The organism is Marinobacter sp. (assembly GCF_041690455.1).
In the GTDB taxonomy this organism is placed as follows: domain Bacteria; phylum Pseudomonadota; class Gammaproteobacteria; order Pseudomonadales; family Oleiphilaceae; genus Marinobacter.
The window spans coordinates 1-4,158 of record NZ_JAWLHI010000130.1; the positions used below are offsets into that span (position 1 = coordinate 1).

Genomic DNA, 4,158 nt, shown 5'->3' on the forward strand with positions numbered 1-4,158 from the left:
TTGCAGACTCTGGAGTCTGCGGCGGAGGGTGGGGTAAGTCTTTCGCGGACCCGCTACGAGCACATCCATGTGCGCTTCTCTCCGGCCGTCCATGGCCTCCGAGATTCCGCGAAAGACTTACCCCACCCTCCTTGCGATTCTGATTTTGCTCTTGCGCCTAAGCCTTTTAAGCAGTTACTTAAACGCCGCGCTCTTCCAGTACTGCTACTGCCGGCAGTGTCTTGCCCTCGACGAATTCGAGGAACGCGCCGCCGCCGGTGGAGATGTAGGAGATTTTGTCAGCAACGCCGTACTTGTCAACGGCGGCGACGGTGTCTCCACCGCCAGCGAGGGAGAAAGCGTCGCTTTGGGCGATGGCTTCAGCCAGGGCTTTGGTGCCGTTGCCGAACTGGTCGAATTCGAAGACGCCGACCGGGCCGTTCCAGAGGATGGTTTTGGCGTTTTTGAGCACTTCGGCGAATTTGCCGGCGGTTTCGGGGCCGACGTCGAGGATCATGTCACCTTCGGCAACGTCGGAGATGTTCTTGGTGGTAGCGGTGGCGGTTTCGGCGAATTCGCTGGCGACCACTACGTCTACCGGCAGCGGGATTTCAACGCGGCTGGCAATTTCTTTGGCGGTTTCGATCAGGTCGTGTTCGCACAGGGACTTGCCAACCGGGTGACCCGCAGCTGCCAGGAAGGTGTTGGCGATGCCGCCTCCGACGATGATCTGGTCGCAGACATTTTCCAGGGCGTTGAGCACGTCCAGCTTGGTGGAGACCTTGGAGCCGCCGACGATGGCGACGACCGGTTTGGCCGGGTTGTCCAGGGCCTTGCCTAGGGCGTCCAGCTCAGCAGCCAGCAGCGGGCCGGCGCAGGCTTCGGGAGCGAAGCGGGCGACGCCGTGGGTGGAGGCCTGGGCGCGGTGGGCGGTGCCGAAGGCGTCCATGACGTAGACGTCGCACAGGGCGGCGTATTTCTTGGACAGTTCTTCGTCGTCTTTCTTTTCGCCCTTGTTGAAGCGGACGTTTTCGAACAGGACGACTTCGCCGTCGGCCACTTCAACGCCGTCGAGGTAGTCCTTGATCAGGCGGACTTCCTGGCCGAGGACCTGGGTCAGGTGGTCGGCGACCGGCTTCATGGAGGAGGCTTCGTCGTAGACGCCTTCTTCCGGACGGCCCAGGTGGGACATCAGCATGACTTTGGCGCCGGCGTCCTTCGCTGCCTTGATGGTGGGCAGGGAGGCGCGGATGCGGGCATCGCTGGTTACCTTGCCGTCTTTGACCGGCACGTTGAGGTCTTCGCGGATCAGGACCCGCTTGCCGGCGAGGTTGAGGTCGGTCATTTTTTTGATGGCCATAACAATCTTCCCTAAGTCTGCATGATCATGGGGTCTGACCCCCGTTCGGGGTCAGACCCCTCTTTAGTCAAGCTGGGGTCAGATGAAGGTTTTCATCAGACCCCTGAGATAGCACAGAGCCTGGTCAGCGGCCCCGGGGTCTGATGAAAGCTTTCATCTGACCCCATTTTCAGTTTTGCTCCCTGGGGATCAGACTCCCTTTTCAGTCTTTCCCAGCCAACACCGGCTGACATCCAGCATCCGGTTGGCAAACCCCCACTCGTTATCAAACCAGCACAGCACTTTCACCATGGTGCCGCCGGTCACTCTCGTCTGGCCGCCGTCGACGATGCCGGAGTGGGCGTCGTGGTTGAAGTCGGAGCTGGCCAGCAGTTCGTCGGTGTAACCGAGAATACCTTTTAACGGCCCCTTTGAGGCGTTCTCTAACAGCTTGTTAACGGCCTCGACAGAGGTAACCTTGCCAACGTTGACCACCATATCGATGGCCGAGACGTTCAGGGTGGGCACGCGCATGGCCACGGAGCTGAACCGGCCTTCCATGTGGGGCAAAAGGCGTTCGATGCCGCGGGCGAGGCCGGTATCCACCGGCACGATATTGTGCAGGGCGCTGCGGGTGCGGCGGAGGTCCTGGTGGTGATAGGCGTCGATCACCGGCTGGTCGTTCATGGCGGCGTGGATGGTGGTGGTACTGCCCTGCTCCACGCCGAGCGCATCATCCAGCACCTTGATCACCGGAACCAGGCAATTGGTGGTGCAGGAGGCTGCGGCGACAATCTCATCCTCGCCGGTCAGTTCGGCGTCGTTGACTCCGAACACAACGGTGCGGTCGACATCCGATCCGGCGGGCTGGGAGAACAGCAGCCGTTGGGCGCCGGCATCAATGTGCTTCTGGGCTGTCGCCCGGTCGGAAAAGGAGCCGGAGCATTCCAGTACCAGGTCCACATCCAGCAGACGCCAGGGCAGATCGGCCGGATCCGGATGCTGCAAGACGCGGATGCGGTCGCCATTGACAACCAGGTCATCACCCTCCACCGCCACATCACCCCGGAACCGGCCGTGGGTGGAGTCGTAGCGGGTCAGGTGGGCGATGGTGTCGATGTCGGACAACTCGTTGATCGCGACCACCTGCAGGTGGTCGCGATAGCCGTTTTCATACAGCGCCCGCAACACGCACTGGCCGATCCGGCCGTACCCGTTGATGGCAATGCGAAAAGGCTTGGAGTTGTTCATCAGGCGTCCAGCAGTTCGTCAGCCACTTCCAGGATGTTGTCGACGGTGAAGCCGAACTCCTTGAACAGCTCGCCCGCCGGTGCGGACTCACCGAAGGTGGTCATGCCCACCACGCGACCATCGAGGCCAACGTACTTGTACCAGTAGTCAGCAATACCCGCTTCGATGGCGATGCGGTTGGTGACTTCCAGCGGCAGCACCTGCTGTTTGTACTCGGCGCTCTGGGCATCGAAGACATCGGTGGACGGCATGGAAACCACGCGGACGGCCTTGCCCTGCTCCCGGAGCTTGGCGGCGGCGTCCTGGGCCAGGCCGAGTTCGCCACCGGTGGCGATCAGGATCAGTTCCGGCGCGCCTTCGCTGTCTGACAGGATGTAACCACCGCGGGCAACGTTGGCCAGCTGCTCAGCGGTACGGTCCTGATGTGGCAGGCCCTGGCGGGAGAAGACCATTGCGGTCGGGCCGTCTTTGCGCTCCAGCGCGGCCTTCCAGGCCACTGCGGATTCCACAGTATCGGCCGGGCGCCAGGTGCTCATGTTCGGGGTGGTGCGCAGGCTGGCCAGCTGTTCGACCGGCTGGTGCGTGGGGCCGTCTTCACCCAGGCCGATGGAGTCGTGGGTGAACACGAAGATGGAGCGTTGCTTCATCAGGGCGGCCATGCGTACTGCGTTGCGGCAGTATTCCATGAAGATCAGGAAGGTGGCGCCATAGGGCACGAAACCGCCGTGCAGGGCGATACCGTTCATGATCGCCGCCATACCGAACTCACGGACACCGTAATAAATGTAGTTGCCGGAGGCATCTTCTTTGGTCAGCCCCTTGCTGCCGCTCCAGATAGTCAGGTTGGAGCCGGCCAGGTCAGCGGAGCCGCCCATCAGTTCCGGCAGCAGCGGGCCGTAGGCGTTCAGGGTGTTCTGGGAAGCCTTGCGGGAAGCAACGGTCTCGCCCTTGTCCTGGCATTCCTGGATATAGGCCTGGGCCTTCTCGGCGAAGTCGGCTGGCAGGTCACCGGCCATGCGGCGCTTGAATTCAGCGGCCAGCTCCGGCTCGGACTTCTCGTAGGCAGCGAATTTCTCATCCCACGCTTTCTGGGACTGGGCACCTTTCTCTTTCGCGTTCCACGCCGCGTAAATGTCTTCCGGTACTTCGAACGGGCCGTGCTCCCAACCCAGCTGCTCGCGGGTCAGCGCGATTTCGTCGTCACCCAGCGGTGCGCCGTGGCAGCTTTCCTTGCCCTGCTTATTGGGTGAGCCGAAGCCGATGATGGTCTTGCAGCAGATCAGGGTGGGCTGCTCGGTGTTGGCGCGGCCAGCTTCAATGGCAGCACGGATGGCCTCGGCGTCGTGGCCGTCCACGTTCGGAATCACCTGCCAACCGTATGATTCGAAACGCTGCGGAGTATTGTCGGTAAACCAGCCATCCACGTCACCGTCGATGGAGATGCCGTTGTCGTCGTAGAAGAAGATCAGCTTGCCGAGGCCCAGGGTGCCGGCCAGGGAGCAGACTTCGTGGGAGATGCCTTCCATCAGGCAGCCGTCGCCCAGGAAGGCGTAGGTGTAATGATCAACGATGTCATGACCCGGACGGTT

Annotated in this window: 3 protein-coding genes; all 3 read right to left on the bottom strand. The window is 61.8% G+C overall.

Annotated elements, in window-relative coordinates:
• Nucleotides 1–178: 178 nt before the first annotated feature.
• Nucleotides 179–1,339 carry a phosphoglycerate kinase gene (locus tag ACESMW_RS18470; protein ID WP_372988431.1) on the bottom strand — a complete coding sequence of 387 codons (1,161 nt, stop codon included), beginning with the start codon at nucleotides 1,337–1,339 and terminating at the stop codon, nucleotides 179–181.
• Between the two features lie 189 nt (nucleotides 1,340–1,528).
• Nucleotides 1,529–2,569 (bottom strand): type I glyceraldehyde-3-phosphate dehydrogenase, encoded by a 1,041-nt coding sequence (gene gap, locus ACESMW_RS18475; RefSeq protein WP_372988432.1) that lies wholly within the window; start codon nucleotides 2,567–2,569, stop codon nucleotides 1,529–1,531.
• Nucleotides 2,569–4,158, bottom strand: a 1,590-nt coding sequence (tkt, locus tag ACESMW_RS18480) for a transketolase (protein ID WP_372988433.1), incomplete at its 5' end; no start/stop codon positions are given. The genes tkt and gap, both read right to left, overlap by 1 nt.